Genomic DNA, 26,636 nt, shown 5'->3' with positions numbered 1-26,636 from the left:
ACGGTGGGGCTCTTCGCTGTCCGGGGGAGGTTCTGCCGCCCGCCGGGCACCGCGCCCCGGCCGTTGTCAGTGGCGGGTCCTACAGTCACCGGCATGGCGACTCTTCCCAATCCGCTGCCGCGGCTGGCGGCAGACCCGAGTGGGCGCACGCTCGGGCTTCAGCTCCCCGCCGGGAGACTCATCGACACGACCCACGACGGGACGTGGCACGAGCCGCTGCTGTGGCATGCCGGGGAGCGGCCCGCCACAGGGGACTGGACCGCGTTGAGCCCCGCACGGGCGTCGGGCCTGCTGCCCGTGCTGCTGGACGTCGGTGGCGCGCAGAAGGGTCCCGAGGAATGGGAGTTGATGCCCGACGAGATGTCGTACCCCGGGGATCACGACGCCGACGAGGTGCTGGCCGAGTTCTGGGAGCAGTACGCGGCGGACGAACTGGACGGCGACAAGGAGTACGCGAGCAAGGAGGTCGTGGAGAGTCTCTTCGGCAAGCCGGACCCCTATGACGCGACCGTCGCGCCGTACGGCCCCACATGGCCGGGGCCGGCCGCCGCCACGCCGCTGGAGGCCGATCCGGACGCCCGCGCCGCGGAGATCTCCGACGCCCTCGCGGACAGCGGCTCGTGGCTGAAGGAGCCGCGCCTCGCGCTCGTTCCGGCGCGCCGCAGCGCCGACATCCCGGCGGCGCTGGGCTGGGCGGGCCCGCTGAACTACGAGAACGACGTGGCGCGTCTGTGCGCCGTCCTCCGCTCGTGGGAGGACCGTTTCGGGATACGGGTGGTGGCCCTGACCTTCGACCAGTTGGTGCTGTCCGTCGCGGCGCCCCCGACGACCATGACGGAGGCCGAGGCGGTCGCAGCCGAGCACTTCGCCTTCTGCCCGGACAACATCACCCAGGGCCACCACACGACCCTGCGCGAGTACGCCGAGCAGGAGGTGCTGAACGAACGGGTGTGGTCCTTCTGGTGGGACTGAGCCCTTCCCCCGTCCGACGGAGCGGCTCCCCCGTCCGGCTGAGCCGCTCCGTCGTCGGGACGGGACCGCCTAGCCCCGCAGCCCTGTCCCCAGCCGGCGCAGCCCCTCCGCGATCTCGTCCGGGGCCTGTGTGACGAAGCACAGGCGCAGCGTCGACGTCTCAGGCGTGCCCGCGTAGAAGGGCGCGCCGGGCACGTACGCCACCCCCTGGTCCACCACTCGACGGAGCAGCGCCGTGGTGTCGTACGGCTCGGGCAGGCGGGCCCAGAGGAACATGCCGCCTTCCGGGCGGGTCCAGGTCGACCCGGCCGGGAGGGCGTCGCCGATTCCGGCGAGCATGGCGTCGCGGCGGTCGCGGTAGACGGCCGCGACCCGTGCCACGTGGACGTCCAGGTCCCGGTCGGCCAAGTACCGTACGGCGGCCAGCTGGTTGACGGTCGGGGTGTGCAGATCGGCGGCCTGCTTGGCGACGGCGCACGCGCGCCGCAGTGCCGCGGGCGCCCGCAGCCAGCCCAGGCGCATGCCGGGCGCCATCACCTTGGAGAAGGACCCGAGGAGCACGGTCCGGTCCCCGGCACCCTCGTGGGAGGCGATCCACGGGACCCGCTCGCCTTCGAAGCGCAGCTCTCCGTACGGGTCGTCCTCGACGATCCACAGCCCGCGGGCGGCGGCGACACGGGCGATGGCGGCCCGCCGCTCGGCCGGCAGGGTGCGCCCGGTCGGATTCTGGAAGGTGGGCACGGTGTAGAGCAGCTTGGGGCGTTCCCGGGCCACCAGTTCGTCGAGCGCCTCGGGGTCGATGCCGTCGCCGTCGCCCGGCACGGCCAGCACCCGCGCCCCCGCGAAGGCGAACGCCTGAAGTGCCGCCAGATAGCAGGGGCTTTCGACGAGGACGGTGTCGCCGGGTTCCAGCAGGGCGGTGGCGAGCAGCGACAGCGCCTGCTGCGAGCCGGTGGTGACGAGGACGTCGTCCGGCCCGGTCGGCAGTCCGCGCGCGCTCGTCCGCCCGGCGAGGGCCGCCCGCAGCGCCGGTTCGCCCTCGGTCGTCGAGTACTGCAGGGCCCGTCGGGGCTCCTCGGCGAGGACGTCGCGGTACGCGGCCGCGATGCCGTCCGCGTCGAACAGTTCCGGGGCGGGCAGGCCGCCCGCGAAGTTGATGACCTCGGGGCGGGCCGTGACCGCGAGAATGTCCCGTACCGGCGAACCGCCGATCGCGGTGGCCCTGGCTGCGAGCGGGGGCACGGGGGCGGTCGCGGCTGCGGGATCGGTGACGGTCACGGTGACGGCTCCTTGTCCTTGCGGGCGGCCCCGTCGCGCCGGGGCGGGCTCGTGCCCGCACCCTAGGCCGGTACCTGTCGCCCACACCCGTCAATTCCGCGATACGGACATACGGACGGACAGCAACTCACCGACAGCGTCTAGGGTTTGACGCCCGTCGCGACGTACACGTTGATGTCCGCGTCCGTGACGTCGTTGATGTCGCGGTAGCGGACCTTCTCGATGTCGTCGAGCGTGGCCAGGAAGGCGGGGTCGGCGACCTCTGGAGCCGGGGCGTTGCCGTCGGGGCGCCAGTGGTGGGCGGGGACGACGCCGGGCTCGTCCAGTACCAGGCCGTTCTCGGTGAAGAAGCGCTCGACCTCCGCCTTCGAGCGCAGGACGAAGGTGAACCCCCGCTCGGTGAACGTCCGTTGGACCGCGCGGATGTTCTCCGCGTTCAGGTCCTCGGTGAGGTGGCTGAGGACGAGCCGGCTGCCGGACGGCAGCGCGTCGACGAGTCCCCGCACGATCGGGTACGCCTCCGCGTCCTCGACGAAGTGCAGAACCGCGACCAGCGCCAGGGCGACCGGCTGGTCGAAGTCGATGGTCTTGGCGGCCTGTTCGAGGATCTGCCCGGGCTCCTTGAGGTCCGCGTCGATGTAGTCGGTACGACCCTCGGGCCCGCTGGTGAGCAGGGCGCGCGCGTGGGCGAGGACCACCGGGTCGTTGTCGACGTACACGACCCGCGCGTCCGGGGTGATCCGCTGGGCGATCTGGTGGACGTTCTCCTGCGTGGGCAGTCCGGTGCCGATGTCCAGGAACTGCCGGATGCCGTCCTCGGCGGTCAGCGTGGTCACGGCGCGGCGCAGGAAGTCGCGGTTGTGCCGGACGTCGAGGTAGCCCCGCGGGTTGGCGGCGAGCGCGGCGGCGGCCGCGTTCCGGTCGACCGGGTAGTTGTCCTTGCCGCCGAGGAAGACGTCGTAGACCCGGGCGGGGTGCGCCTTGGTGGTGTCGATCCTCCTTCTCAGCTCCGCGGGGTCCTGGCTGAGGGCGTCACCGGACATGGGGCATCTCCCTGGGGGGTCGCGTCATTCAACGGCCAACAACCTAACTGCTGGCGGGACTTGATGGTGTCCCGATCAGCCGATGGGAACCGATTCCCATCGCGTCCTCCCAAGGGACGGCCGTACGCCCCCAGCGACAGGGTCCTCACTCCCAAAGGCCTGCACGAGCATGGTCGTTGATGCCTATGATCGCCGTTTCGCCGATCTCTTCCATGGCATACGCTGCAAAACGGCGACGCGTTGATCCGTACGGTGAGCCGAGAGGGCGATGACACAGGAACCGATGTCACACCGACGAGACGGCGGTCCGGCCGGTGCTCCCGGCGACGGGTCGGCCGGTCCTCGCCCCGGTGACACGTGGACCTCGGGACTGTCGGCGGAGGAGTTCGCCGCGATCAAGGGTGCCGGGTTCGAGCCGGTCGGACAGGTGCTCGGCACGGCCGTCTTCAACATCGGATACACCGGCGTCTGGGGCTGTCCGGGCGCGTGGTCGGTCACCGACGGCCGGCCCGTACCGTCCTCACCGTGGTCGTCCTCGTTCGCGCCGTTGGTGAGGACGATGTACGCGGCGCGCAGGCTGGCAGTGTCCCGGGCGGTGGCCGAGTGCCGCGCGCTCGGCGGCGACGGAATCGTCGCGGTGCGACTGCGGATCGACGAATTCCCTGCGGGGGGACTGGAGTTCACCGTGCTGGGCACCGCGGTCCGGGCCCGCTCGCGGATCCGCCCGCGTCTGCCGTTCACGTCGCATCTGAGCGGCCAGGACTTCGCCAAGCTCATCCACAGCGGATGGGTTCCCGCCGGACTCGCCTTCGGAATCGCGCTCGCCACCCGGCACGACGACTGGGGCACCTCACGCCGGATCTCCTGGACCGCGGGGAACCAGGAGGTCGACGGCTACACCCAGTTGATCGGCCACGTCCGCCAGGAGGCCCGGAGTCAGCTGGCCCTCGACGCGGCGAAGCAGGGCGGCGACGGGGTGGTCGTCGACGGGATGGAGCTGCAGGTGAGTGAGAGGGAGTGCACCACCACCTACGGGAAGTCCCGCGACCTCGACGCGGAGGCGGTCTTCGTCGGCACCTCCGTCGTCCGGTTCGACCGCCCGCGGCGATCCACCGGGCCCCGGCCCCTGACCATCATGAGACTGGAGCGCGAGCGCTGACATGACCGAGCGAACAGGGCGGCACCTGACGGGAGAAGCCGCACAACCGGCCGCCGAGGGCCTGTCCGAGGACGCGATGCGGCGACTTGCCCAGCTCACGCCCGGGGAGAAGGGCTCGCTCTTCACCTCGGACCTGACCGTGAACGAGTTCCTGCTGGTCCGCGAGGCCGGCTTCCGTCCGCTCGGACTGGTCCTCGGCTCCTCGGTCTACCACGTGGGCATCCAGCTCGGCCGGTGGTCCAGCAACCAGGAGCTGACCAAGCTGTCCCAGGCCATGTACAGCGCGCGTGAGCTGGCGATGAGCCGGATGGAGGCGGAGGCGAGCGCGCTGGGAGCGGACGGGATCGTGGGCGTCCGCCTGGACATCGAGTTCAAGGAGTTCGGCTCGGACATCGCCGAGTTCATCGCGATCGGCACGGCGGTGAAGGCCGACGGCGCGGACCCGGGACCGGCCGGGACCTGGCTCAACAACAAGGGCAAGCCCTTCACCTCGGACCTGTCCGGCCAGGATTTCTGGACACTGATCCGGGCCGGATACGCGCCGCTGGACATGGTCATGGGGTCATGCGTCTACCACGTGGCCCACCAGCGCTTCGGCCAGGTACTCGGCACCGCGGGCCGCAATGTCGAGATCGAGCAGTTCACCCAGGCTCTCTACGACGCACGCGAGCTGGCGATGAGCCGTATGCAGGCGGAGGGTCAGGCCCTGGAGGCCGAGGGGATCGTGGCCGTCCAACTGACCCAGCACTCGCACACCTGGGGATCGCACACCACCGAGTTCTTCGCCATCGGGACGGCGGTGCGCCCGCTCCGCGAGGACCACGTCATCGAACGTCCGACGATGGTGCTGAGCCTCGATGCCTGAGATGGACGTGGAACTGCTCGCCGCGGCGCTGCGCCGGGACAGCGCGGACCTGAACCTGTACGCCCGGGTCCTGTCCGAGGCCCTGGCGGACTCGCTGCCGCCCGGCGCCGTGCGGGTGGGGCGCAGGCGTTCCGTCGCCGACCGGCTGGCCGGTCGCGAGGGTACGGTCGCCGAGCTGGACATCGCGTTCGGGGAGCAGCGGCTCTCGCTGCGGACGGACCGGGGTCCGGTGACCGGGGAGATCCGCCACGAGGTACGGGGCATCGTGCTCTCGCGGCGCACGGTGGGCCTGGACGAGTGGGTCGACGCTCTGGCCCGGTCGCTGGCCGACGCCGCGGCCTCGAACGCCCGCGCCCGCGCGGCCGTCGAACGCTTCCTGGGCTGACCGGCCCGGCCACCGCACACCCGGCGGCCGGTTCGACATCACCGCCGGGCCGACTGCCGGGACCGGCACCGGCACCGGCGATCAGCCCGGGCCGCGGCGCTAGCGCAGCTTCAGCGCGGCCTCGGTCGCCCAGTACGTGAGGATGTTCTGGGCGCCGGCGCGCTTGATGCCGGTCAGGGTCTCCATGATCGCCTTGTCCCGGTCGATCCAGCCCTTCTCGGCGGCGGCCTCGATCATCGAGTACTCGCCGGAGATCTGGTAGGCGGCGACCGGCACGTCCACCGCGTCGGCGACCCGGGCGAGGATGTCGAGGTAGGGGCCCGCGGGCTTCACCATCACCATGTCGGCGCCCTCCTCCAGATCGAGCGCCAACTCCCGCAGGGACTCCCGCGCGTTGGCCGGGTCCTGCTGGTACGTCTTGCGGTCGCCCTTGAGCGAGGAGGCGACGGCCTCCCGGAAGGGGCCGAAGAAGGCGGAGGAGTACTTCACGGTGTAGGCCAGGATGGCCACGTCCTCGCGGCCGATCTGGTCGAGGGCGTCACGGATGACGCCGATCTGCCCGTCCATCATCCCGCTGGGGCCCACGACATGGGCGCCCGCGTCGGCCTGCACCTGGGCCATCTCGGCGTACCGCTCCAGGGTCGCGTCGTTGTCGACCCGGCCCTGGTCGTCGAGCACACCGCAGTGCCCGTGGTCGGTGGTCTCGTCCAGGCACAGGTCGGACATCACGAGCAGTTCGTCGCCGACCTCGGCGCGCACGTCGCGCAGGGCGACCTGCAGAATCCCGTCGGGGTCGGTGCCGGGCGTCCCGACGGCGTCCTTCTTCGCCTCGTCGGGGACTCCGAACAGCATGATCCCGGAGACCCCGGCCTCCAGCGCCTCCACGGCGGCCTTCTTCAGGCTGTCCCGCGTGTGCTGCACGACCCCGGGCATCGAGCTGATCGGCACCGGCTCGCTCACACCCTCGCGGACGAACGCGGGGAGGATGAAGTCGGCCGGGTGCAGCCGGGTCTCGGCGACCATCCGGCGCATGGCGGGCGTGGTGCGCAGCCGCCGCGGACGCGTACCGGGGAAGGATCCGTACTTCGTCATGCCGTCTACGCTACGCCCGTCACGGGGGCCCCTTTACCGACTCGGCGTCGGAGCCCGACGGGCCCGGCGGGGTCGGGAGACTCAGGCGAGGGCATGGGCGGATGCCGGAGCCACGGGACCTTCCCCGGGCCTGGCGGCACGGCAGTCACGGCACCACGCTCCCCGGAACGGCGCCCTGAAGGCCCGGTTGCAGCCGCCTTCACAGTCCGCCATGGCGGATGAACGGGGCAGCGGCTGACTCAGGAGCGGCCCGCCCTCCCCGGCCCCGGAGACGACGGCAGCGCCGGTGGAAGCGAATCCAACAGGCGGTTACGAAGAAAGCCGGCCGGATTCCGCACGTGGAGGGGAAGGCCATCGGTCAGGGCGTAGATCACCGACGCTCTGCCGAGACCGTTCTCGAACCAGGCCACGACCAGGGGAGCCAGACGCCGCACCTCCCGCCCGGACAGCGTCAACCGGATGTCGGTCCGACGCAGCCCGGCGAGGAGCGCTTCGGCCTTGTCGCGGTGTTCGCTGCCGGGCGCCTCCCACTCGGCGGGGGCGGAGGTCGGCTCGGCGAGCTCGGCCTCGGTGACCGAACCGCCTACGTGTGCGACGTCGGCTGCCACGACCGGCTCGGGCACGGCGGCGGAGGGCAAAGCGCCGGAGGCGGTGAGGTCCACAACCGCGAGGTCCGGGGCCGGCACAGCCGTGGTCGTCGGAAATGCCTCCCGCGCCGGGGCGGCCGTTTCGGGCTCTCCCTCCCGCCGGGCCCGGGTGAGCGCGGGGGCGTGGTAGGCGTAGGTGCGCGTGACCAGCTGCCCGGAGGGGAGCCGTTCCCGGACCCGCTCGACATAGCCGCGTACCTCCAACTCCCGCAGCGCGCAGCCGGTTCGGGCCCGCCCCTCGGGGAACCGATCGGCGAGGCTGCGGATGTCGACCCGCGCGCCCTCGGGCAGCGACAGGATGTGCACGGCGATCCCGATCGCGGTCGCGGAGAGCCCTCGGTGCTGGGCGAGGTGGTTGCCGACGATCGTGTACCGGTCGGGCTGGTACTCACGTACGTGCGTAACGCCGGAGTGGGTGGCGTTGCGCCGTACTCCCTGCTTCGGGAGCAGCGCATCGATAAGCTTGGTCACAGCCATGGGGAAGGGGCTCTGTCTTCCTCGTTGGTCAGGCCCTCGCACTGGGATTGCCGTCCCGGCGGGGGCCGAAGCATGTGTGGGGGTGTGGAGTTGTCGGAGTTACCTGCGGCGAGAGTGCACGCCCGAACCGCCCACGCGCCACCCGAACCGACCGGTTTCACCCGCTCGTGTGACATGAGCGGGGTTTGGTCGGTTGGAGGGTTTTCTCCCCAGGTCCTTTGGTCTTTTACCGCCCGCCGCCCCGGCCCTCGCGCCGCCGGAGCCCGGCTCGCCGGGCTCCGGTACGAGCGCCACCGGCAAGGCCCGAGATCGAGTTCCGCCCGCACCGTCAGCGGGACTCGGCCGGCCCCGGCGACGGCCCACGCCCGGACGGGCCATCGTTCAAGAGCAGCTGCGGCTCGGCTGACGGCCCCGACTGCGTCGAGGTGGCCGCCGTCCCGGACCACATCCTCGTCCGTGACTCCAAGAACCCCGAAGGCCCCCGCCTCACCCTCACCCCGACCACCTGGGCGGCCTTCTTGCCGTCCGCCTGACCGGCCGCACAACGAAGCACGCCCCGCCGTCTCCCAATAAGAGACAGCGGGGCGTGTGCGCTTCAAGCGCGCGAGGCGGGTGCCACCGGCGTCAGGTGGTCCGACGCCTCCGCGAGCCGGGACGGCGCTCGCTCGGCCGGGTCACCGGGTCACCGGCGTCCAGGGCGGCGGCGCGGCGCCGCAGACCGAAGTCCGCCAGCGCCTCCGCCAGTTTGTGCACCGAGGGCTCCGGAGCCATCACGTCGACCCGCAGCCCGTGCTCCTCGGCCGTCTTGGCCGTCGCGGGACCGATACAGGCGATCACCGTCACGTTGTGCGGCTTGCCGGCGATACCGACCAGGTTCCGCACGGTCGACGACGAGGTGAAGAGCACCGCGTCGAAGCCGCCGCCCTTGATCGCCTCCCGGGTGTCCGCCGGCGGCGGCGAGGCGCGCACGGTGCGGTACGCCGTGACGTCGTCGACCTCCCAGCCCAGCTCGATGAGCCCGGCCACCAGCGTCTCGGTGGCGATGTCCGCACGCGGCAGGAACACCCGGTCGATCGGGTCGAAGACCGGGTCGTAGGGCGGCCAGTCCTCCAGCAGGCCCGCGGCCGACTGCTCGCCGCTCGGCACCAGGTCCGGCTTCACGCCGAAGGCGATGAGCGCCTTCGCGGTCGACTCGCCGACCGCCGCGACCTTGATGCCCGCGAAGGCACGGGCGTCGAGCCCGTACTCCTCGAACTTCTCCCGCACGGCCTTGACCGCGTTCACCGAGGTGAAGGCGATCCACTCGTAGCGGCCCGTCACCAGGCCCTTGACCGCGCGCTCCATCTGCTGGGGCGTGCGCGGAGGTTCGACGGCGATCGTCGGCACCTCGTACGGCACGGCCCCGTACGACCGCAGCTGGTCGGAGAGCGACGCCGCCTGCTCCTTCGTACGCGGCACGAGCACCTTCCAGCCGAACAGCGGCTTGGACTCGAACCACGACAACTGGTCGCGCTGGGCGGCGGCGGAACGCTCACCGACCACGGCTATCACCGGGCGGCCACCGTCCGGGGACGGCAGCACCTTCGCCTGCTTCAGCGTCTGCGCGATCGTGCCGAGGGTCGCCGACCAGGTGCGCTGACGGGTCGTCGTACCGGCGATCGTCACCGACATCGGGGTGTCGGGCTTGCGGCCGGAGGCCACCAGCTCACCCGCCGCCGCGGCCACCGAGTCGAGCGTCGCCGACACCACGACGGTGCCGTCGGAGGCGCCGACCTCGGTCCAGCAGCGGTTCGACGCGGTCCGTGCGTCGACGAACCGTACGTCCGCGCCCTGCGCGTCCCGCAGCGGCACACCCGCGTACGCGGGCACACCGACGGCGGCCGCGATGCCGGGCACCACCTCGAACGGAACGCCCGCGGCGGCGCAGGCCAGCATCTCCTCGGCGGCGTAGGTGTCGAGTCCGGGGTCACCGGTCACCGCACGCACGACCCGCTTGCCGCCCCGCGCGGCCGCCATGACAAGATTGGCAGCGTCCCTCGACGCGGGGTCACCAACGGTCGTTGACGTGCCGTCAACAACCGTCAGCTGAGGCGTGCCTGTGCCCGGGTACGGAACCGGCGAAGTGTCCGGATCCGTGTTCAGAACGGCGACGCCTTGTCTGGCATGAACACGTACCACGTCGAGCACATCGTGCTCGGCGACGAGGACGTCCGCGTTCGCCAGCGCCTCGACGGCGCGCAGTGTCAGCAGCCCTGGATCTCCGGGTCCGGCACCCAGGAAGGTGACGTGCCCGTGGACCGGACCGGCGGGAAAGTTGGTGGGGCTCAAAGTGCTCGCTCCCCCATCAGACCGGCCGCGCCCTTGGCAAGCATCTCGGCGGCGAGTTCACGGCCGAGCGACATCGCCTGGTCGTGTGTCTCGGGCACGGGACCGGTGGTGGACAGCTGCACCAGCGTCGAGCCGTCGGTCATGCCGACGACGCCGCGCAGGCGCATCTCCTTGACAACCTGCCCGTCGGCCAGGAGGTCGGCGAACGCGCCCACGGGTGCGCTGCAGCCGGCCTCCAGGGCGGCAAGCAGGGATCGCTCGGCGGTCACGGCGACCCGGGTGAACGGGTCGTCGAGCTCTCCGAGCGCGGCGACGAGGTCCGCGTTGTCCGCGGCACACTCGATCGCCAGGGCCCCCTGGCCGGGGGCGGGCAAAACGGTGTCGACCGACAGGAAGTCGGTGACCTCGTCGATACGGCCGATCCGGTTGAGTCCGGCGGCGGCGAGCACGACGGCGTCGAGCTCCCCGGCGTGGACGTACCCGATGCGGGTGTCGACGTTCCCTCGGATGGCGACCGTCTCGATCGTCATGCCGTGGCTGCGCGCGTACGCGTTCAGCTGGGCCATACGGCGCGGCGAGCCGGTGCCGACGCGCGCGCCGTCCGGCAGCTCCGCGAAGGTCAGTCCGTCACGGGCGACAAGCACGTCGCGCACGTCCTCGCGGACCGGCACGGCGGCCAGCGCGAGGCCCTCGGGTTGCGCGGTCGGAAGATCCTTGAGGGAGTGCACGGCGAAGTCGACCTCCCCGCGCACCAGTGCCTCCCGCAGCGCGGTCACGAAGACGCCCGTGCCGCCGATCTGCGCGAGGTTCTCGCGGGAAACGTCGCCGTACGTCGTGATCTCAACGAGCTCGACCGGCCGTCCGGTCACTTGGCTCACGGCGTCCGCCACCTGCCCGGACTGGGCCATGGCGAGTTTGCTGCGCCTGGTCCCGAGCCTCAAAGCCTGCTCACTCATGCTCGCCCTCGGTTCTTGGCGTTCTCGGTGTTGTTCTCGGCCCGCGAGACGGCGGCGACCGTCTCCGGGTCCAGGTCGAACAGGGTCCGCAGCGCGTCCGCGTACCCGGCACCGCCGGGCTCGGCGGCGAGTTGCTTGACCCGTACGGTCGGCGCGTGCAGCAGCTTGTCGACGACGCGCCGCACGGTCTGGGTGATCTCGCCGCGCTGCTTGTCGTCGAGGTCCGGCAGCCGTCCGTCCAGCCGGGCGATCTCGTTCGCGACGACGTCGGCGGCCATGGCGCGCAGCGCCACGACGGTGGGGGTGATGTGCGCGGCCCGCTGGGCGGCGCCGAACGCGGCCACCTCGTCGGAGACGATCCGGCGGACCTGGTCCACGTCGGCGGCCATCGGCGCGTCCGCGGAGGCCTCGGCCAGCGACTCCAGGTCGACGAGCCGCACACCGAGCAGCCGGTGCACGGCCGCGTCGATGTCACGGGGCATCGCGAGGTCGAGCAGCGCGAGCACCGGCGCGGGGCGGGGGGCCTCGACGACGGGTGCGGGCCTGCGACGCTCGGGGATGCGGCCGACCGTGGCGACGGTGGCGGCCAGCGCGGTGATGAGGTCGGCGTCGGCGACGGCATCCTCGTCGGGCGTACGACGGCTGTCGCGGCGCTCGACGGTTCCGGTGCCCTTGTCCACCCAGGCCGCGTGCTGCTCCAGGGTGGCGGCGTCCATGCCGGCGACGGCCGCCTCGCCCATCACGGAGAAGCCGGTGGCGCCCTGCACGGCGGACAGGTCCAGCGGGCAGGCGTCCTCGGTGCCGGCACCTGCGGGCGCGAGGTGACCGGCCGGGCCGTCCGACGTCCGGCGCAGCGCCGCGGGTGTTCCCGTACGTCCTTCGACGGCGGCCGCGACGGTCTCGGCCGTCAGGACGATCCCGGTCGCTCCGGTGCAGGACACGGCGATGTCGGCACGTGTCAGCTCGACCGGAACCGAGTCCATCGGTACCGCGCGGGCCAGCACGTCCGTGTCGTCGCCGCCGGTGAGGATCTCGGCGAGGCGCTCGGCGCGGTCGGGGGTGCGGTTGGCGATCACGATCTCGCCGACGCCGACACGCGCGAGCGTCGCGGCGGCCAGCGAGGACATCGAGCCCGCGCCGATGACGAGGGCCTTCTTGCCCTTGGCCCAGGCCTCGACGGCCCGTCCGGCGGACAGCTGCTCCAGGCCGAAGGTGACCAGGGACTGTCCGGCGCGGTCGATGCCGGTCTCGGAGTGGGCGCGCTTACCGACCCGCAGGGCCTGCTGGAACAGATCGTTGAGGAGACGGCCCGCGGTGTGCAGTTCCTGCGCGGTGGCGAGCGCGTCCTTGATCTGGCCGAGGATCTGGCCCTCGCCGACGACCATCGAGTCCAGGCCGCAGGCCACCGAGAAGAGGTGGTGGACGGCCCGGTCCTCGTAGTGCACGTACAGATGGGGAGTGAGCTCTTCCAGGCCGACCCCGCTGTGCTGGGCGAGCAGCGTGGACAGCTCGGCGACGCCCGCGTGGAACTTGTCCACGTCGGCGTACAGCTCGATGCGGTTGCAGGTGGCGAGCACCGCACCCTCGGCGGCCGGCTCGGCGGCGAGGGTGTCCTGGAGCAGCTTGACCTGGGCGTCCGCGGAGAGCGCGGCCCTCTCGAGGACGCTGACCGGAGCGCTGCGGTGGCTCAGTCCGACGACGAGGAGACTCATGCCGGCATCACGGCGGGAACATCCCCGTCGGGTCCTTTGCCGTTGTTCTCCTGCACGGCCGGGGCGGCGGCACCGGCCTGCGCCTCGGCCTCCTCGCCGGCCTTGCGCTGCTCGTGGAAGGCGAGGATCTGCAGCTCGATGGAGAGGTCGACCTTGCGCACGTCGACGCCGTCCGGGACGGACAGGACGGTCGGCGCGAAGTTCAGGATGGAGGTGACTCCGGCGGCCACCAGGCGGTCGCAGACCTGCTGGGCGGCTCCGGCCGGGGTGGCGATGACACCGATCGAGACACCGTTCTCGTCGATGATCTTTTCCAGGTCGTCCGTGTGCTGGACCGGGATCCCGGCGACGGGCTTGCCGGCCATCGCGGGATCGGCGTCGATGAGCGCCGCCACGCGGAATCCGCGGGAGGCGAACCCTCCGTAATTGGCCAGTGCCGCACCGAGGTTGCCGATACCGACGATCACGACCGGCCAGTCCTGGGTCAGGCCCAGTTCGCGGGAGATCTGGTACACGAGATACTCGACGTCGTACCCCACACCGCGCGTCCCGTAGGAGCCGAGGTAGGAGAAGTCCTTGCGCAGCTTCGCGGAGTTGACCCCCGCCGCGGCCGCGAGCTCCTCGGAGGAGACCGTGGGTACCGAGCGCTCCGACAGTGCGGTGAGGGCTCGGAGGTACAGCGGAAGCCGGGCGACGGTGGCCTCGGGAATTCCTCGGCTGCGGGTCGCCGGTCGGTGAGTTCGGCCAGTTGCCACGGTGCTCCTGCGGGTAGAGCGGGGCTGCAGGCGGTCACACGTACCTAGACCGCCCCGTCGCATGCAGGCTATGTCTTTGTGAACGCGTGCACAAAGATGATGTCCGATTTGCCCGGCCAACGTGACCGGGGTCACGCATGCCCGGCGCGCCCGCATGGAACCGGCGCGTGGACCGCTTCGTTCCGCACTTGAAGGGGGCAAAACCGCACACTCTCCTCAACGAATCCCGCCCCCGAGACCAATCGCCGTCGATCCTAGGCGACTTTCCCGACCTCTTGGACTGCTCGGTCAGGTCACAAGTCGGGACACATCACGGGCGCGGTGGGCTTCCCGCACACAACTCACTGTGTGAGGGCTTTGCGAAGGCGTTCCTCGTTCACGCGCCAGAAGGTGTGCTGCGCGCCGTCCACCAGCACGACCGGGATCTGCTCCCAGTACTGGCGGTGCAGCTCCTCGTCCTCGGTGATGTCCTTCCCCTCCCAGGGAACCCCGAGATCGGCACACACCTTCTCGATGACTTCCTGTGCGTCATCACACAGATGGCACCCGGGCTTCCTGATCAACGTGACCAGACGCTCCTCGGGCGCCTTCCTCTCCGTACGGCGGTCGCTGCGCCGGAACATGGGACTCATACGCGCCATTCTCCCGCCCCGGACGCCCGGGTGGGCGCGCTCCGCGCTTTACGCGACAACAGGCCCTCGCACGGGGCCGACGCGCCGCGGCGACGGCGAATCGGACCGGTGCTTTAACGGCATGGTCGCGGAGAGTTCACAGCGCCGAATCCTCTCGACTCCGGAAGCACCGAACAGACTGGCTATGCTCACGACATGGCCGCTCTCGGATGGCTCACTCCCCGTAGGCGCTCCGCCACCGCGCGGAGTGTGTTGGCAGGCGAGGCCTCGGCAGAGGCAGCGCGCAAGTCCTCGCAGGAACTGCAGGAACTGGAAGAACTGGCGCCCCCGGACGCCGCGGAGGAACCCGACTTCCCGGTGCTCGGCGACGACAGGGCCGCCGCGTTCTTCGATCTGGACAACACCGTGATGCAAGGTGCTGCCCTCTTCCACTTCGGACGGGGGCTGTACAAGCGGAAGTTCTTCGAGACCCGTGACCTCGCACGGTTCGCCTGGCAGCAGGCGTGGTTCAGGCTGGCCGGCGTCGAGGACCCGGAGCACATGCAGGAAGCGCGTGACTCCGCGCTGTCGATCGTGAAGGGTCACCGCGTCTCCGAGCTGATGTCGATCGGCGAGGAGATCTACGACGAGTACATGGCCGAACGGATCTGGCCCGGCACCCGCGCGCTCGCCCAGGCGCACCTGGACGCCGGCCAGAAGGTGTGGCTCGTCACGGCGGCGCCGGTGGAGATCGCCACGGTGATCGCACGGCGGCTCGGCCTCACGGGAGCCCTGGGCACGGTCGCGGAATCGGTGGACGGGATCTACACCGGCAAGCTGGTCGGCGAACCCCTGCACGGTCCGGCGAAGGCGGAGGCCGTACGGGCGCTGGCGTCCGCGGAGAACCTGGACCTGTCCCGCTGCGCGGCGTACAGCGACTCGCACAACGACATCCCGATGCTCTCGCTGGTCGGGCACCCGTACGCGATCAACCCGGACTCGAAACTGCGCAAGCACGCGCGGGACTTCGACTGGCGGCTGCGGGACTACCGCACGGCGCGCAAGGCCGCGAAGGTCGGGATTCCCGCCGCGGCCGGGGTGGGTGCGGTGGCCGGCGGAACGGCCGCCGCGATCGCGCTGCACCGTCGCCGCCGCTGACCGTCGGTTCCCGCGGGTTCGTCGTGGGTCGGGGCCGTGTCGGTACATCACAGATGTACCGACACGGCCCTTCCGTGCGTTCGCGGCAGAATCCCGGCCCCTCCGGCCCTTGAGGAGCCGGGTCCGGGGCTGAGCCGCAGGTACGGGAAGGACAGGGGCGGAGGGGGCGAAAACCTGTCCGGACCTGGGACGGGAGCTCTGTTCCAGGGGGCAATCATCGTGTCCTACCCACGCCGTGGGCGAGCCAGTCATGTCCGCCGCAGGCGGGCACAACACGCTCTGCACTCAGACGGAACCTGAACCGATCCGATCAACAAGCGGTCACTGTCCGGTACTTGAACAGACATCGATTCGCATCGGAAGCGACGTAATCGATGATTTTAGCAACTGGGTGTAGTGCTGCCTGTACGAAGCGTTATTCTCCTCAGACGCAAACCGGTACCCCTCCGTCGCCACGACGGGTGAAAGGTCCCGCACTGCACGTGATGGAAGCTCTGCCTCTGGGAGTCCCGTGTACTCACACGTCGGGGTTGACGCCTCGGGCCTGGCTACGCTGCGCGCAACGGTCCTGGACCGTCTGCGCGGCTTCGTCCCCACCGCGTACGCCGTCCCCGCCTTCGCCCTCCCCGCGCCCGTCGGACCTTGCTATGCCCTGGCCGACGGCAACGCGGCGGTCGGCAGGCGGGGCCGCTCAGGCTCGGCCACCACCGCACGCCGTCCGGCCGCGGACAGTGACAGCGCCCGGATGATGGATCTCGTGGAGCGCGCCCAGGCCGGCGAGGCCGACGCCTTCGGACGGCTCTACGACCAGTACAGCGACACCGTGTACCGCTACATCTACTACCGGGTTGGAGGTAAGGCGACCGCCGAGGACCTCACCAGTGAGACCTTTCTGCGGGCGCTGCGGCGGATCGGCACCTTCACCTGGCAGGGGCGCGACTTCGGCGCCTGGCTCGTGACCATCGCCCGGAATCTGGTGGCCGACCATTTCAAGTCCAGCCGCTTCCGGCTGGAAGTGACCACCGGCGAGATGCTCGACGCCAACGAGGTCGAGCGCTCCCCCGAGGACTCCGTCCTGGAGTCCCTTTCCAACGCCGCGCTCCTTGACGCCGTGCGACGGCTCAACCCTCAGCAGCAGGAGTGTGTGACGCTCCGCTTCCTCCAGGGGCTCTCGGTCGCTGAGACCGCCCGGGTGATGGGCAAGAACGAGGGCGCCATCAAGACCCTCCAGTACCGGGCCGTCCGTACGCTGGCCCGCCTCCTGCCCGACGACGTCCGCTGAACCCGCTTCCGACCGCAGAGATCCCACACGTTCAGCGACGCCCAACTCGCCTTCCGTAAAAGTCTGTTGACTTCGCGGTCCGATCATCCGTCGTCCGTAACCCAAGTGCCGTCACGCTCGTTGTGCGGGATACAGGCTCCCTGCGGTCACGCCTTGGCCATCGCCGATCACCCGATCGTGTGGATACGGCCAGGGGGTGCAACCCTCAGGACCCCCTGGGGAGTCGACCGTCATGACGAGAGGAGGTGCCGCCAGTGATCGCGAACGTATCGGCACACCGGCGGGCGGACGCCTTCGCCCAGGCCCTGGAGGAGTTCGACCAGGGCACGGCGGCCGAGCAGCCCGATGGGTCGGCACCGTCCCGGGCTGCTGCGGAACAGACCGGGCAAGGGCTGCTGTTGGCCCTCGCCGCCGGTCTCGGCGAGCTGCCCAAACCGGAGCTGGACCCCGAGGTCAAGATCGTGCAGCGAGCCCAGCTCGTCGCCGCGATGGAGGCCATGCTGCTGGAAGGCACCGCCGCCGGAGGCGAGGGTCCGGACCGTGCTCTGCCCGAGCAGCGGTCCCGGGCCAAGGGGTCGCACCGGGCGACCGGACTGGGGAAGCTGCGGCCCCGGTCCCGGCTGTCCAAGGGGCTCGCGGCGGGCGGGCTCACCGTCGGCGTCGCCGCCGGAGCCTTCGGCGGTGTGGCCGCCGCGAGCTCCGACGCCCTGCCCGGCGACTCGCTCTACGGACTCAAGCGCGGCATGGAGGACATCAAGCTCGATCTCGCCCAGGGTGACAGCGACCGGGGCGAGCTCTATCTCGACCAGGCCTCGACCCGGATGAGCGAGGCCCGCCGGCTGATGGAGCGGGGCCGCTCGGGACATCTCGACCACGAGTCCCTGGGCGAGGTCCGCCGCGCCCTGTCCGGCATGCAGCACGACGCCTCCGAGGGCCACCGGCTGCTGCACGAGGCGTACGAACGGGACGGCTCACTGGGCCCCATCCAGACCCTGTCCGCCTTCGCCCAGTCGCACCGCGAGGCCTGGGGAGCACTGCGCGACCGGCTGCCCGTGCAGCTCGGTGACGTCAGTGACCAGGTCTCGTCGGTCTTCGAGGCCATAGACGAAGAGGTCGACCCGCTGCGCTCGCTGCTGCCCAGGACGCCCGCCCCCGAGGGCACCGGCCGTCACCGGGGCAGGAGCGAGGAGTCCACCGGCTCGCCGGGCACGGACACTCCGGCGCCCAGCGCCACCAGTGGCTCCGCGAGCGGAAGCCACAGCAGCGGCAAGCCCGGGCCGTCCAGTTCGGGCAGCAGCGGCGAGGGCCTGCTCGGCGGCAACACCGGCGGCCTGCTCGACCCGCCGCAGGACGACACCAGCTCCTCCCCGTCGTCCAACAGCAGCGGCAAGGGCAGCGCGACGAGCGAACCCGACGTCACGCTCCCGCCCCTGCTGCCAGGCCTCCTGCCGGGCCTCGGCATCGACACACAGAACAGCGACTAACCGGGCCACCGCGGTACGTCGATGGGGGCGCCCTCCTCGGGAAGGGCGCCCCCATCGACGTACAGGCATATCAGGACATGATCAACAGAACCGTAACTGCATGATCAGAAGAACACGGACCTGCGCTGCACCAGCAGCTTGTACAGGGTGTGCTGGATCTGCTCCCGGACCTGGTCGGTCAGGTTGAACATCAGCATCGGGTCCTCGGCCGCCTCCGGCGGATAGCCGTCCGTGCGGATCGGCTCGCCGAACTGGATCGTCCACTTGGTGGGCAGCGGGATCGCGCCGAGCGGGCCCAGCCAGGGGAAGGTCGGGGTGATCGGGAAGTACGGGAATCCGAGCAGCCGCGCGAGGGTCTTCGCGTTGCCGATCATCGGGTAGATCTCCTCCGCGCCGACGATCGAGCACGGAATGATCGGGGTGCCCGCGCGCAGCGCCGTCGAGACGAAGCCGCCCCGGCCGAACCGCTGGAGCTTGTAGCGCTCGCTGAACGGCTTGCCGATGCCCTTGAAGCCCTCCGGCATCACACCGACCAGTTCGCCGCGCTCCAGCAGCCGCTCGGCGTCCTCGGCGCAGGCCAGGGTGTGACCGGCCTTGCGGGCCAGCTCGTTGACGACCGGCAGCATGAAGACCAGGTCGGCGGCGAGCAGACGGAGGTGACGGTTCTCGGGGTGGTTGTCGTGGACGGCGACCTGCATCATCAGGCCGTCCAGCGGAAGGGTGCCCGAGTGGTTGGCGACGATCAGGGCGCCGCCCTCGGACGGAATGTTCTCGATGCCCTTCACTTCGACGCGGAAGTACTTCTCGTACATCGGCCGGATCAGCGACATCAGGACCTGTTCGGTCAGCTCCTGGTCGTACCCGAACTCGTCGATCTCGTAGTCGCCCGTGAGCCTGCGGCGCAGGAAGGCCAGGCCCCCCGCGATGCGCTGCTCCAGGCTCGTACCGCCCTGCTGGGGCTGTTGGGGCGGCTGTTCCTCGTGCGTCACAGGAACATCATCCTGCGGCAGGATCCGTCCGGGCATGGGCTGGACCTCGCGTACCACCACGGGCTCACCCTTGCGCCGGCTCCCCGCGGCCCGGCGCCGCGGCGGGCGCTGCGCAGCAGCCCCGCGCGAGCGGTCGTCGTCGAACGGAATGACCTTGGCGTCCGCCATCGTTGATGCGCTCCTCAGTTGGCGCTCTGCGTCGGGGGGTGACCGCCACCCGGAAGAGACAGTGCGGCGATCCGGTCCACGACCCCCGCAACGGCCTCCGGGGGCAGAAGTCCGGGCCCCCTGCTGTGGGCGAAGTCCGCGAAGGTCTCCGCCGTCGTGTACTTCGGCTGGTAACCCAGGGTTTCGCGCATCTGGACCGTCGCGACCACTCTGCCGTGCGTGAGCAGCCGCAGCTGCTCCGGCGAGAAGTCCGTCACACCCAGGGTACGCACGGCCGTACCGGCCCAGCTGAGGGCCGGCAGCAGCAGCGGGACCGTGGGCCGGCCCAGCCGCCGCGCGCACTGCGAGAGCAGCAGGACGCCGTCCCCGGCGATGTTGAACGTGCCGCTGTTGAGCGTGCCCCGCTGCGGCTCGTGCGAGGCGAGCCGCAGCACCTCGATGACGTCGCCCTCGTGGACGAACTGGAGCCGGGGGTCGTAGCCGAACACCGTCGGCAGCACCGGCAGCGAGAAGTACGAGGCGAGCGGCGAGTCCGCGCTCGGGCCGAGGATGTTGGCGAACCGCAGTACGCACACGGCGACATCGGGCCTGCGGCGCGCGAAGCCGCGTACGTAGCCCTCGACCTCGACCGTGTCCTTCGCGAAGCCGCCGCTGGGCAGCGACTTGGGCGAGGTGGTCTCCGTGAAGACGGCGGGGTCGCGCGGCGCCGAGCCGTAGACGTTCGTACTGGACTTCACGACGAGCCGCTTGACCGTCGGGGACTTCTGGCAGGCACCGAGCAACTGCATGGTGCCGATGACGTTGGTCTCCTTGACCGTGGTCCGGCTGCCGGAGCCCAGTGCCGTGCCCGTCACATCCATGTGCACGACCGTGTCGACGGAGTACTCGGCGAGCACCCGCGCGATGGTGGGCTGCCGGATGTCGGCCTGTACGAAGTCGGCGCCCCCGATGTGATGCTCGGGCGGCACCGCGTCCACGGCGATCACCCGGTCCACTTGCGGGTCACGCTGGATCCGTCGTACGAACCGGCCCCCCAGCTGCCGGGCCACCCCGGTCACGAGCACGACCTTCCCCAAGATCAGCGCCTTCCTTCCAGAACTGGACGTAGCTCCGCTCGTACCTGCCGCGTTCCCCGTGTGCGGCCAACTTAGCGGGTCGATGTTGCGCTGTGATGACCGCCCGATGCACGAAGTGACGACAGCCGTGGACGTACGACCAGACCCAGCCATTCGGCCCACAGACGTACGCGGCACACATGGCCGAACACGTTCGACATTCGATCGGTCTTTCGGGGTACTTCTTCTCGGCCACCGCCGCGGCCGAGTCCTCCGTCGCCGCTGCGACACCTCGGCCGAGACCTCAGTCGCGGGCCTCCGGCGGACCCTCGGCCGACTCCTCGACTTCCCCGCCGGCTCCTCGGCCGACCCTTCGAGTGGCCTTTTCCCGGCCGGATACGCCTGTGGCCCCCCACCTGCTGGTGAGAGGCCACAGTACGCGTTTCCGCGGCGTCGCTTACTTCTTGTTGCGACGCTGAACGCGAGTGCGCTTGAGCAGCTTGCGGTGCTTCTTCTTCGCCATCCGCTTGCGCCGCTTCTTGATAACAGAGCCCACGACTACCCTCGCTCACTTCTCTTTACTCGGTGCTGGGCTGCATGGGCCCACACGACCTATGAGGGGCCAGCCTACCCGTCCGAGAGCCGAGGTCGTAATCGAGGTGTTTCCGGGAGATCGCGAACGGTCTCCCGGAACGCCGTCAGGCGGTCTCCACCCCCACATAGCTCTCACGGAGGTACTCGTGAACCGCTTGCTCCGGTACCCGGAAGGACCTCCCCACCCGGATGGCCGGCAGATGACCGCTGTGCACCAAGCGGTACACGGTCATCTTCGACACTCGCATCACCGAGGCGACTTCCGCCACGGTAAGGAACTGAACCTCGTTCAGAGGCCTCTCGCCTGCAGCCATGACACACCTGAACCTTCCGCACTCGACGGTCACCGGCTTCCCCTTCCGGTGACTCTTCGTCGTTGCGTGCTCACTCCCCAATGTAGGGGCGGGTGATGCGAGTGGGGAAGAGGGGATGCCATCGGCCGCCTACTGTGACAGACACGCTCGATTGAGTACATAGCGAGTAAGCGGTCGGTAGTAATCAGACCGCACAGCGTCATCAAGCGGAACGACGACGGACACCCGCCCCTCTGCCTCTCCCACGAACAGCGCGGGATCGTCCGTATCGGCCAGACCGATGGCCTCGAACCCCAGCTGACCTGCACCGCAGACCCATCCATGGTCTCCGATGACCAGTTCCGGGAGGGGGCCTCCGGACTCCGCCGCGGCCGCCAGAACGGTCCGAACCGGCAGCGGCGAATGGGTGTGTGCGCCGGTCGCACGACCGGCGGCTCCCGCCTCGGGTTCGCGCACCAGCGCGACACCTTGTACGTAGTCGAGGTTGTACGTGCGTAGACCGAACCGGGTCGTTATGTCGACAGAGTTACCCTGCGCGGGGGTGAGGACGGCACACCCCGCCGCCGACAGCGCGTCCGCGAGTGCGGCGTAGAAGGTGATCAGCCGGTGCGGATGACCCGTGCCGAGAAGCACAGGGTGACGATGGCGGGCGGCTTCGCCGAGCCGTTCCGCGAAGGCGTCGAGAGCCGCCAGGGTCAGCTCCGGGTCGATCACATCATGCCCCGAAGTGTGCGCGGGGTCGGCCGAAACTCCACATTTGTCGGCCATCAACTCGATCAAATCCCGCTGGCCCCAGGTCCATTCGGGATCGAGTCCGAGCATCAGCCGGGGGTCGCGGGCGGCGAAGAGCCGATAGCTGCGCAGGCTCTCCTCGCGCGAGGTGGCCACGGGCCCCGCCAGCCGGGCGGCCAGCAGATGTGCACGCAAAGCTCCGGTGCTCAACACGTCAGCGATGCTGACGCATCCGGCGATACTGTATGCGCAAAATGGGGAATATGCCCCACAGTTGGCCTAATACTCCACCGTGCCGCAGGTGACAAAGCGACACTTGAGAGGCCCACCGTCGTCGTCGGGGGCCATGGTTCCGCACCATGCGGGATCCGAGGGCCGGTCGACCTCGGCGTCGGCCATCGCCGGGCCGCCGCCCAGGGGAACACGACCGAGGCGCCGACGCGGGAGGTCCGCCGCCGCCGTTGGGTCTACGCCAGCAGCCCCCGCAGCGGGAACACCGCCCGGCGCGTGGCCACGATCGCCTGGTCGAGGCGGTCCGCCGGGTCGTACCCCGACTCCCAGGCCTTCCAGGACACCGGCCAGCGCCCGTCCGTCATCCGCATCGGCGCCAACTGCCGGGTTCGGGCGAAGGCCTGCTGCCGCCAGCTCTCCGGGATCACCGTCTCGGGCTCGATGGGACGACCCGCCGCCACGGCCACGAGATGCGTCCACGAACGCGGCACCACCTCGACCACCGCGTACCCGCCGCCCCCCAGCGCGACCCAGCGCCCGTCGGCGTACTCGTGCGCCAGGTCGTGACAGGCGACCTGCACGGCCCGCTGCGCGTCGAGCGAGACGGCGAGGTGGGCGAGCGGGTCCTCGAAGTGGGTGTCCGCGCCGTGCTGCGTGACCAGCACCTGCGGCCGGAAGTCGGCGATCAGCTCGGGCACCACGGAGTGGAAGGCCCGCAGCCAGCCCGCGTCCCCGGTACCGGCCGGCAGCGCCACATTGACGGCCGTGCCCTCGGCGCTGTCGGCGCCCGTCTCCTCGGGCCACCCGGTCTGCGGGAACAGCGTCCGCGGATGCTCGTGCAGCGAGATCGTCAGGACCCGCGGGTCCTCCCAGAAGGCCGCCTGGACGCCGTCACCGTGATGCACGTCGACATCGATGTACGCGACCCGCTCCGCGCCCAGCTCCAGCAGGCGGGCGATGGCCAGCGCCGCGTCGTTGTAGATGCAGAACCCGGAGGCGCCGCCGGGCATCGCGTGGTGCAGCCCGCCCGCGAAGTTCACCGCGTGCAGCGCCTCCCCGCGCCACACCGCCTCCGCGGCCCCCACGGACTGCCCGGCGATCATGGCGGACACCTCGTGCATCCCGGCGAACGCGGGATCGTCCATGGTTCCGAGGCCGTACGACGGATCCGCCGACTCGGGATCGGCGGACGCGGCCCTGACCGCCTCCACATAGTCCTCGCGGTGCACCAGCCGCAGGGTCGAATCCCCCGCGGGCTTCGCCGAGACGACGTCGACGTCCCGGTCCAGCCCGAAGGCGTCGACGAGCCCCCGGGTCAGGGCGAGCCGGACCGGATCCATCGGATGGTCCGGACCGAAGTCATATCCCGTTACTGCCTCGTCCCACATCAGCTGTGCGCGGCCGCTCATGCACGTCACCGTATCGGTCCGGTTCGGGAGCGAACGAGCGGGCGTACCCCAGGGTCGCCAGGACCAGCACCATCGGTACGAGCATGGCCCCGCGGTAGTTCCACGCGTCACCCAGCGCGCCCACCAGCGGGGACCCGATCAGGAACCCGACGTAGTTGAAGATGTTCAGCCGCGCGATCGCCGTGTCCGACGCCCCCGGGAAGAGCCTCCCGGCGGCCGCGAAGGTCTGCGGCACGATCACACACAGCCCGAGGCCCAGAAGCGTGAACCCCAGCATGCCCACCCCGGCCCCCGGCGCGATCGCCACCACACCGAACCCGAGCGCGGCGACCACGGCACCCAGCCGCACCACCGCGACGGCTCCGAACCGCCGCACGCCGAAGTCCCCGACAGCCCGCCCCACCAGCGTCATCACCATGTAGACGTTGTACGGAACGGTCGCCATCTGCTCCGAACTGCCCAGCACGTCCTTCAGGTACTTCGCGCTCCAGTTGGAGACCGTCGAGTCACCGATGTACGCGAACGTCATCACCAGGCACAGCGGCAGCAGCAGCTTGAAGACGAGCGGACCGGCGCCGGCACCGACCACCGCGTCCTCCTTGCCGTCCGGGGCCCCGCCGCCGTCGACGTACCACCGGCTCCCCAGCAGAGCGAGCGGCAGCAGCACCAGCACGACAGGCAGATACGACACGAACAGCGGCAGATGCCAGTGCGCCCCGGCCCACGCCAGCGAGGCACCCACGATCCCGCCCAGGCTGTACGCGGCATGGAAACCGAGCATGATGCTGCGCCCGTACGACCGCTGGAGGCTCACCCCGAGCATGTTCATCGAGGCGTCAAGACCGCCGACCGCGAGGCCGAAGGCGCCGAGGGCCACCGCCACCTCGACGAGCTGGTCACCGGCGCCGACACCGAGCAGGGCCAGCAGCACGACCGGCTGCGACCACCGCAGGATGCGGCTGGGGCGTATGCGCTTGACCAGGTGCTCGGTGGTGACGCTGCCCAGCCCGGCGAGGACCGGGACGGCCGCCAGGAACGCCGGCAGCAGGGCATCGGAGATCCCGTAGCGGTCCTGGATGGCCGGGATACGCGTCACGAGCAGCGCGAAGGCGGCACCCTGAGCGAAAAAGCTGAACGCCAAAGAGGCCCTACCGCGCCGCAGCACATCTGTCATGGCGGCGAGCGTAGGGCCCCGGCTTACCGGTGGGTAGATCAAGCCGAAGATGAATTTTGCTCAGCTCTTCGGAGAAGGGCCGTTCAGCTGTCCGTCCGGGCCCCGGCGGCGAGCTCGCGCTCCAGCATCTTCTCCATCGGGACGACCGCGAAGCGCCCGCTGATCAGGAAGGCGAGGACCATCGAGGCGACCATGACGACCGTGCCGAGCCAGACCATGGTGTCGACCGGCAGCGTGTAGGCGCCCACGACCCGCGCGACGCACTCACCGAGCAGCACCGTGCCCCACACCAGCGAGAAGGTCCGCTCGGCCTTCCGGAACCGCTCGGAACCGGCCGCCAGCCGGTCCCAGGCCGCGGCCCTCGCCGCGTCCCCCTTCACGAGGAACGGCTTCATCCCCTGCGTCATCATCGGCCGCCCGAGCTTCACGGACAGCAGGACACTGATCCCGATCGCGCTGCTGACCCCGCTGTCCTTCGCCAGCATCAGCCGCGGGTCACCGGCGACCAGGCTGAGGGCGAGCCCGACCATGTTGACGAACAGGATCAGCCCGGCCAGGGCGTTGACCCTGCGCTCCTTCACCACGCTCCACACGGTCCGCACGGCCGGCACGACGCTGCTCCAGCCGAGCGCCGCCATGGTGCTCATCCCGAACCCGTTCTTGAGCAGGTAGTACGACCCGACGGGCACCGCCACGTCCACGATCAGCGGCAGGAAACTCGGCCGGGAAGCGGCGGCCTGCGCCGGTCCGGCGGTGGCCTTCGTGGTGACCGTCGCGGCAGCGACGGCGGTCTCTCCGTTGCTGATCCCGGTGGCGGTGATGCTCATGATCGGGTCCCTCCGTCGTCACTGTGTACGTCCCGTTCCGATGTACTCAGCTTCGCGGTCGGACCCCGCCCGCCGACAGAAGCGATCGTCCGGAGCTCGGCATGACAAATGTCAGCGCCCGCCGATGGGTGCCGTCATACCAGCAGGTCAGCCAACTGCCCCATGTCGGACAAGAGTTGGGTGGCGCCGGCCAGCCTGTCGGCCGGCGTCATGGCTGTGAACCCGTACACGTCCATCCCGGCCGCGTTGGCCGCCCGCACTCCCAGCGGACTGTCCTCGACGACGGCACACTTCTCCGGTCGTACGCCCATGCGCTCGGCCGCGTGGAGGAACAGATCGGGTGCCGGCTTGCCGCGCCCGACGTCCTGCGAGCTGAAGATCCGACGGTCGTCGAACCAGCGGTCGAGCCCGGTCGTCCGGTGTCCGACCCGGATCCGCTCATGGCTCCCGGAGGAGGCCACGCAGTACGGCACGCCGTCCGCGGCCAGCTTCTCCAGTACCTGCCCGGCGCCGGGAACCGGCTTCAGCTCCCGCTCGAAGGCGGCGAAGACCCGCGCGTGGAACACATCGTCGAAGTCGTCCGGCAGTCGCCGGCCGGTGCGTTCGAGGACCAGGTCGTGGATGCGGTGCATGGCGGAGCCCATGTAGTCACGCAGGGAGTCCTCGTACGAGGTGGGGTGTCCCAGCTCGGTGAGATATGCGGCCAGAAGAGTGTTGGAGATCGGCTCACTGTCCACCAGGACACCGTCATTGTCGAAAATAATCAGTTCGTAGCGCATAACAAAGAGCCTAAACGCAGAAAACCCCCGTGACCGGTTTCCCGGTACGGGGGTTTTCTTCAAAATTTGTTCGGCGGCGTCCTACTCTCCCACAGGGTCCCCCCTGCAGTACCATCGGCGCTGTGAGGCTTAGCTTCCGGGTTCGGAATGTAACCGGGCG

General features: G+C 70.3%; 26 protein-coding genes and 1 rRNA gene. 8 read left to right on the top strand and 19 right to left on the bottom strand.

The window, feature by feature from the left end:
- Nucleotides 1-93 precede the first annotated feature (93 nt).
- Nucleotides 94-972 carry a DUF4253 domain-containing protein gene (locus ACZ4N5_RS26880; protein WP_467759607.1) on the top strand — a complete coding sequence of 293 codons (879 nt, stop codon included), beginning with the start codon at nt 94-96 and terminating at the stop codon, nt 970-972.
- Nucleotides 973-1,041: 69 nt separating this feature from the next.
- Here the strand turns inward: ACZ4N5_RS26880 and ACZ4N5_RS26875 are convergent, their stop codons facing one another.
- Both ACZ4N5_RS26875 and ACZ4N5_RS26870 read right to left on the bottom strand, forming a co-directional pair.
- Nucleotides 1,042-2,250, bottom strand: coding sequence for an aminotransferase-like domain-containing protein (locus ACZ4N5_RS26875; protein WP_467759606.1), 1,209 nt, complete (start codon nt 2,248-2,250; stop codon nt 1,042-1,044).
- 140 nt (nt 2,251-2,390) lie between these two features.
- Nucleotides 2,391-3,293, bottom strand: coding sequence for an SAM-dependent methyltransferase (locus ACZ4N5_RS26870; protein WP_467759605.1), 903 nt, complete (start codon nt 3,291-3,293; stop codon nt 2,391-2,393).
- Between the two features lie 283 nt (nt 3,294-3,576).
- On the opposite strand from ACZ4N5_RS26870, the gene ACZ4N5_RS26865 reads away from it, so the two are divergent.
- From ACZ4N5_RS26865 to ACZ4N5_RS26855, 3 genes are read left to right on the top strand one after another with little or no spacing between them, the layout of a single operon-like run.
- Nucleotides 3,577-4,452 (top strand): heavy metal-binding domain-containing protein, encoded by an 876-nt coding sequence (locus ACZ4N5_RS26865; protein WP_467759604.1) that lies wholly within the window; start codon nt 3,577-3,579, stop codon nt 4,450-4,452.
- 1 nt (nt 4,453) lies between these two features.
- Nucleotides 4,454-5,317 (top strand): heavy metal-binding domain-containing protein, encoded by an 864-nt coding sequence (locus tag ACZ4N5_RS26860; protein WP_467759603.1) that lies wholly within the window; start codon nt 4,454-4,456, stop codon nt 5,315-5,317.
- Entirely contained in the window at nt 5,310-5,702 is a 393-nt protein-coding gene (locus tag ACZ4N5_RS26855) for a hypothetical protein (RefSeq protein WP_467759602.1), read from the top strand. Before ACZ4N5_RS26860 ends, ACZ4N5_RS26855 begins: the two co-directional genes overlap by 8 nt.
- A gap of 99 nt (nt 5,703-5,801) precedes the next feature.
- Here ACZ4N5_RS26855 and hemB read toward each other — a convergent pair whose 3' ends face one another.
- Nucleotides 5,802-6,794 carry a porphobilinogen synthase gene (hemB, locus tag ACZ4N5_RS26850; RefSeq protein WP_467759601.1) on the bottom strand — a complete coding sequence of 331 codons (993 nt, stop codon included), beginning with the start codon at nt 6,792-6,794 and terminating at the stop codon, nt 5,802-5,804.
- A gap of 239 nt (nt 6,795-7,033) precedes the next feature.
- On the bottom strand, nt 7,034-7,912 hold the full coding sequence (locus ACZ4N5_RS26845; protein WP_467759600.1) for a helix-turn-helix domain-containing protein: 879 nt from the start codon (nt 7,910-7,912) through the stop codon (nt 7,034-7,036).
- 314 nt (nt 7,913-8,226) lie between these two features.
- Here ACZ4N5_RS26845 and ACZ4N5_RS26840 point away from each other — a divergent pair, with 314 nt between their 5' ends.
- Complete coding sequence (locus ACZ4N5_RS26840; RefSeq protein ID WP_467759775.1) at nt 8,227-8,451, top strand: DUF397 domain-containing protein; 225 nt, start codon at nt 8,227-8,229, stop codon at nt 8,449-8,451.
- Between the two features lie 91 nt (nt 8,452-8,542).
- Here the strand turns inward: ACZ4N5_RS26840 and ACZ4N5_RS26835 are convergent, their stop codons facing one another.
- The 5 genes from ACZ4N5_RS26835 to ACZ4N5_RS26815 all read right to left on the bottom strand — a co-directional run bounded on the left by ACZ4N5_RS26835 (nt 8,543) and on the right by ACZ4N5_RS26815 (nt 14,310).
- Entirely contained in the window at nt 8,543-10,246 is a 1,704-nt protein-coding gene (locus tag ACZ4N5_RS26835) for a bifunctional uroporphyrinogen-III C-methyltransferase/uroporphyrinogen-III synthase (protein ID WP_467759599.1), read from the bottom strand.
- Nucleotides 10,243-11,202, bottom strand: coding sequence for a hydroxymethylbilane synthase (hemC, locus tag ACZ4N5_RS26830; RefSeq protein WP_467759598.1), 960 nt, complete (start codon nt 11,200-11,202; stop codon nt 10,243-10,245). Before hemC ends, ACZ4N5_RS26835 begins: the two co-directional genes overlap by 4 nt.
- A complete protein-coding gene (locus ACZ4N5_RS26825) occupies nt 11,199-12,914 on the bottom strand; it encodes a glutamyl-tRNA reductase (protein ID WP_467759597.1) in 1,716 nt (571 codons plus the stop codon). Before ACZ4N5_RS26825 ends, hemC begins: the two co-directional genes overlap by 4 nt.
- Entirely contained in the window at nt 12,911-13,669 is a 759-nt protein-coding gene (locus ACZ4N5_RS26820) for a redox-sensing transcriptional repressor Rex (protein WP_467759596.1), read from the bottom strand. The genes ACZ4N5_RS26825 and ACZ4N5_RS26820 overlap by 4 nt, the downstream gene beginning before the upstream one ends.
- A gap of 341 nt (nt 13,670-14,010) precedes the next feature.
- On the bottom strand, nt 14,011-14,310 hold the full coding sequence (locus tag ACZ4N5_RS26815) for a glutaredoxin family protein (protein ID WP_467759595.1): 300 nt from the start codon (nt 14,308-14,310) through the stop codon (nt 14,011-14,013).
- A gap of 186 nt (nt 14,311-14,496) precedes the next feature.
- Here ACZ4N5_RS26815 and ACZ4N5_RS26810 point away from each other — a divergent pair, with 186 nt between their 5' ends.
- From ACZ4N5_RS26810 to ACZ4N5_RS26800, 3 genes are all read left to right on the top strand, one after another.
- Nucleotides 14,497-15,438, top strand: a complete 942-nt coding sequence (locus ACZ4N5_RS26810; protein WP_467759594.1) for an HAD family hydrolase — start codon at nt 14,497-14,499, stop codon at nt 15,436-15,438.
- A gap of 511 nt (nt 15,439-15,949) precedes the next feature.
- Complete coding sequence (locus ACZ4N5_RS26805; protein ID WP_037627370.1) at nt 15,950-16,720, top strand: ECF subfamily RNA polymerase sigma factor, BldN family; 771 nt, start codon at nt 15,950-15,952, stop codon at nt 16,718-16,720.
- Between the two features lie 254 nt (nt 16,721-16,974).
- Nucleotides 16,975-18,204, top strand: a complete 1,230-nt coding sequence (locus ACZ4N5_RS26800; protein WP_467759593.1) for a DUF5667 domain-containing protein — start codon at nt 16,975-16,977, stop codon at nt 18,202-18,204.
- A 104-nt stretch (nt 18,205-18,308) separates the two neighbouring features.
- Here the strand turns inward: ACZ4N5_RS26800 and ACZ4N5_RS26795 are convergent, their stop codons facing one another.
- The 10 genes from ACZ4N5_RS26795 to rrf form a co-directional block, all read right to left on the bottom strand.
- A complete protein-coding gene (locus tag ACZ4N5_RS26795; RefSeq protein ID WP_467759592.1) occupies nt 18,309-19,361 on the bottom strand; it encodes a lysophospholipid acyltransferase family protein in 1,053 nt (350 codons plus the stop codon).
- A 14-nt stretch (nt 19,362-19,375) separates the two neighbouring features.
- Nucleotides 19,376-20,437, bottom strand: coding sequence for an NAD-dependent epimerase/dehydratase family protein (locus ACZ4N5_RS26790; protein ID WP_261704804.1), 1,062 nt, complete (start codon nt 20,435-20,437; stop codon nt 19,376-19,378).
- Between the two features lie 436 nt (nt 20,438-20,873).
- Nucleotides 20,874-20,972 (bottom strand): 30S ribosomal protein bS22, encoded by a 99-nt coding sequence (locus tag ACZ4N5_RS26785; protein ID WP_003948845.1) that lies wholly within the window; start codon nt 20,970-20,972, stop codon nt 20,874-20,876.
- 142 nt (nt 20,973-21,114) lie between these two features.
- Nucleotides 21,115-21,324 (bottom strand): helix-turn-helix domain-containing protein, encoded by a 210-nt coding sequence (locus ACZ4N5_RS26780; protein ID WP_093781815.1) that lies wholly within the window; start codon nt 21,322-21,324, stop codon nt 21,115-21,117.
- Between the two features lie 129 nt (nt 21,325-21,453).
- A complete protein-coding gene (locus ACZ4N5_RS26775) occupies nt 21,454-22,269 on the bottom strand; it encodes a phosphatase (RefSeq protein ID WP_467759591.1) in 816 nt (271 codons plus the stop codon).
- A gap of 254 nt (nt 22,270-22,523) precedes the next feature.
- Nucleotides 22,524-23,696 (bottom strand): acetoin utilization protein AcuC, encoded by a 1,173-nt coding sequence (locus ACZ4N5_RS26770; protein ID WP_467759590.1) that lies wholly within the window; start codon nt 23,694-23,696, stop codon nt 22,524-22,526.
- On the bottom strand, nt 23,647-24,870 hold the full coding sequence (locus tag ACZ4N5_RS26765) for an MFS transporter (RefSeq protein WP_467759589.1): 1,224 nt from the start codon (nt 24,868-24,870) through the stop codon (nt 23,647-23,649). Before ACZ4N5_RS26765 ends, ACZ4N5_RS26770 begins: the two co-directional genes overlap by 50 nt.
- An 83-nt stretch (nt 24,871-24,953) precedes the next feature.
- The gene (locus ACZ4N5_RS26760; protein ID WP_467759588.1) at nt 24,954-25,697 is read right to left on the bottom strand and encodes a VC0807 family protein; all 744 of its coding nucleotides are present in this window, start codon (nt 25,695-25,697) and stop codon (nt 24,954-24,956) included.
- 134 nt (nt 25,698-25,831) lie between these two features.
- Entirely contained in the window at nt 25,832-26,476 is a 645-nt protein-coding gene (locus ACZ4N5_RS26755; RefSeq protein ID WP_467759587.1) for an HAD family hydrolase, read from the bottom strand.
- 68 nt (nt 26,477-26,544) lie between these two features.
- A 5S ribosomal RNA gene (gene rrf, locus ACZ4N5_RS26750) occupies nt 26,545-26,636 on the bottom strand; the annotation flags it as partial.

The organism is Streptomyces sp. NPDC026500 (assembly GCF_055567635.1).
This window is presented reverse-complemented; position numbering and strand designations above follow the sequence as displayed.

What these genes read in the sequence shown, in the direction of transcription:
- ACZ4N5_RS26880 (WP_467759607.1), top strand. Translation starts at nt 94, where the DNA reads ATGGCGACTCTTCCCAATCCGCTGCCGCGGCTGGCGGCAGACCCGAGT.
- ACZ4N5_RS26870 (WP_467759605.1), bottom strand. Translation starts at nt 3,293, where the DNA reads ATGTCCGGTGACGCCCTCAGCCAGGACCCCGCGGAGCTGAGAAGGAGG.
- ACZ4N5_RS26865 (WP_467759604.1), top strand. Translation starts at nt 3,577, where the DNA reads ATGTCACACCGACGAGACGGCGGTCCGGCCGGTGCTCCCGGCGACGGG.
- ACZ4N5_RS26860 (WP_467759603.1), top strand. Translation starts at nt 4,454, where the DNA reads ATGACCGAGCGAACAGGGCGGCACCTGACGGGAGAAGCCGCACAACCG.
- ACZ4N5_RS26855 (WP_467759602.1), top strand. Translation starts at nt 5,310, where the DNA reads ATGCCTGAGATGGACGTGGAACTGCTCGCCGCGGCGCTGCGCCGGGAC.
- hemB (WP_467759601.1), bottom strand. Translation starts at nt 6,794, where the DNA reads ATGACGAAGTACGGATCCTTCCCCGGTACGCGTCCGCGGCGGCTGCGC.
- hemC (WP_467759598.1), bottom strand. Translation starts at nt 11,202, where the DNA reads ATGAGTGAGCAGGCTTTGAGGCTCGGGACCAGGCGCAGCAAACTCGCC.
- ACZ4N5_RS26825 (WP_467759597.1), bottom strand. Translation starts at nt 12,914, where the DNA reads ATGAGTCTCCTCGTCGTCGGACTGAGCCACCGCAGCGCTCCGGTCAGC.
- ACZ4N5_RS26815 (WP_467759595.1), bottom strand. Translation starts at nt 14,310, where the DNA reads ATGGCGCGTATGAGTCCCATGTTCCGGCGCAGCGACCGCCGTACGGAG.
- ACZ4N5_RS26810 (WP_467759594.1), top strand. Translation starts at nt 14,497, where the DNA reads ATGGCCGCTCTCGGATGGCTCACTCCCCGTAGGCGCTCCGCCACCGCG.
- ACZ4N5_RS26795 (WP_467759592.1), bottom strand. Translation starts at nt 19,361, where the DNA reads ATGGCGGACGCCAAGGTCATTCCGTTCGACGACGACCGCTCGCGCGGG.
- ACZ4N5_RS26780 (WP_093781815.1), bottom strand. Translation starts at nt 21,324, where the DNA reads ATGGCTGCAGGCGAGAGGCCTCTGAACGAGGTTCAGTTCCTTACCGTG.
- ACZ4N5_RS26770 (WP_467759590.1), bottom strand. Translation starts at nt 23,696, where the DNA reads ATGAGCGGCCGCGCACAGCTGATGTGGGACGAGGCAGTAACGGGATAT.
- ACZ4N5_RS26765 (WP_467759589.1), bottom strand. Translation starts at nt 24,870, where the DNA reads ATGACAGATGTGCTGCGGCGCGGTAGGGCCTCTTTGGCGTTCAGCTTT.
- ACZ4N5_RS26760 (WP_467759588.1), bottom strand. Translation starts at nt 25,697, where the DNA reads ATGAGCATCACCGCCACCGGGATCAGCAACGGAGAGACCGCCGTCGCT.
- ACZ4N5_RS26755 (WP_467759587.1), bottom strand. Translation starts at nt 26,476, where the DNA reads ATGCGCTACGAACTGATTATTTTCGACAATGACGGTGTCCTGGTGGAC.